We start from the raw sequence: 1,342 nt of genomic DNA, 5'->3' as shown, positions 1-1,342 counted from the left end.
CCGGCGTCGTCGACTGGGCTGCGGCATCCGTGGCCTCGGCTGATGCGGCCTCGGCGGACGCGGCGGCTGCGTCGGCGGCGCGGTCGAGGGCGGCGTCCTCGGACTCTGCGTCCGGGTGCACGACCTCAGCGGTGGGGTGCCTGGCCGTGTACAGGTCGAGGGCGACCTGCTCCCTGGGCTTCCGCAGGAAGATGTACGACAGGCAGAGCCCGATCAGGGCCGCGACGATGGCGGAGACCCACCAGACGATCGAGAGCATCAGCAGGACCGCGAGGGGTACTGCGAACATGAGGATGCGGAAGACCGAGTAGCTCAGCCAGGACGGGACAGCTTTCATGCTTTCAGCATAGATTGTGGTTCCGATCGTTAGATTTGCCGACCTCTGCGCACTCACCGATCTCTCGGGTGATCGCCGTAGAATGAGCGGATGGTAAAGGTGTGGCTTGTCGTAGGAATTGCGGTCATTCTCGTGACCGTCTATGCGCTCGTCGAGTGTGTCACCTTCGATCGCGGCCGGATCCGCGGATTGCCGCGCTGGGTCTGGGTTTTTGTGATCGTCCTGGTCCCCGTCGTCGGCGCCCTGCTGTGGCTGTTCATCGGCCGCGGCAGCAACCAGAGTTCGGCACCCGGTCGCGGCGCATCACGGCAACTCGCCCCCGATGACGATCCCGACTTCCTGAAGAGCCTCGGCCGCGACCGGCTCCAGGAGGAGCGGATCCGCCAGATGGAGCAGGAGCTCGCCGACCTCGACAAGCCGGATCCGACCGACAAGCCCGAGCGACCGGGCAAGAGCCAGAACTCCGGTTCCGGCAAGGGACAGGCCGCCGGAAACGCCGGCCCGTCGGCGGGCCCGTCCACCGGTCCGGCGAAGGGGCCCGCCGCAGCGGAGCCGAAGAAGACGACCGACCCTGGCGAGGGCGAACTGCCTGGCCGCCGGGATGCCTGACCCGATCCTGACCGACACCGCGGCCGTGGGCGGCAGCGTGCCCTTCGATAGTCCCGCGCCCTCCGGCAGCCCGGCGACGGATTTCAGCGTCGCCCTCCTCGGAGCCTTCCTGGGCCTCGGCGTCCGCGACATCGTCGTGAGCCCCGGTTCCCGCTCGCAGGCGCTCGCGCTGGTCGCCGCGGAACTCGAACGCCTCGGCCTGGTCCGCCTGCATGTGCGCATCGACGAACGCGGCGCCGGCTTCCTCGCGCTCGGCCTCGCCGTCGAGACCGGTGTGCCCGCCCTCGTGATCTGCACGTCCGGCACGGCCGTCGCCAACCTGCACCCCGCGGTGCTCGAGGCACATCACTCCGGGGTGCCGCTCATCGTGCTGACGGCCGATCGCCCCGTCGAACT

The 1,342-nt window shown here is 69.2% G+C and carries 3 protein-coding genes; 2 read left to right on the top strand and 1 reads right to left on the bottom strand.

Translation table 11 applies throughout. The features are described 5' to 3' along the window. Positions 1 to 337, bottom strand: a 337-nt coding sequence (locus tag QN350_RS19630; RefSeq protein ID WP_323517185.1) for a DUF4229 domain-containing protein, incomplete at its 3' end; no start/stop codon positions are given. Positions 338 to 427: 90 nt separating this feature from the next. Between QN350_RS19630 and QN350_RS19625 the strand changes: the two genes are divergently transcribed. Then, on the top strand, positions 428 to 946 hold the full coding sequence (locus QN350_RS19625; protein WP_322138265.1) for a PLDc N-terminal domain-containing protein: 519 nt from the start codon (positions 428 to 430) through the stop codon (positions 944 to 946). Beyond that, positions 939 to 1,342: thiamine pyrophosphate-binding protein (locus QN350_RS19620; protein ID WP_323517183.1), on the top strand; the 404-nt coding region annotated here is incomplete at its 3' end. The genes QN350_RS19625 and QN350_RS19620, both read left to right, overlap by 8 nt.

It is taken from the genome of Cryobacterium sp. 10I5, assembly GCF_035019865.1.
Taxonomy (GTDB): Bacteria; Actinomycetota; Actinomycetes; order Actinomycetales; family Microbacteriaceae; genus Cryobacterium; species Cryobacterium breve_A.
This window is presented reverse-complemented; position numbering and strand designations above follow the sequence as displayed.

Excerpts from the sequence above, each read along its gene's own strand:
- QN350_RS19625 (WP_322138265.1), top strand. The coding sequence starts at position 428 with ATGGTAAAGGTGTGGCTTGTCGTAGGAATTGCGGTCATTCTCGTGACC.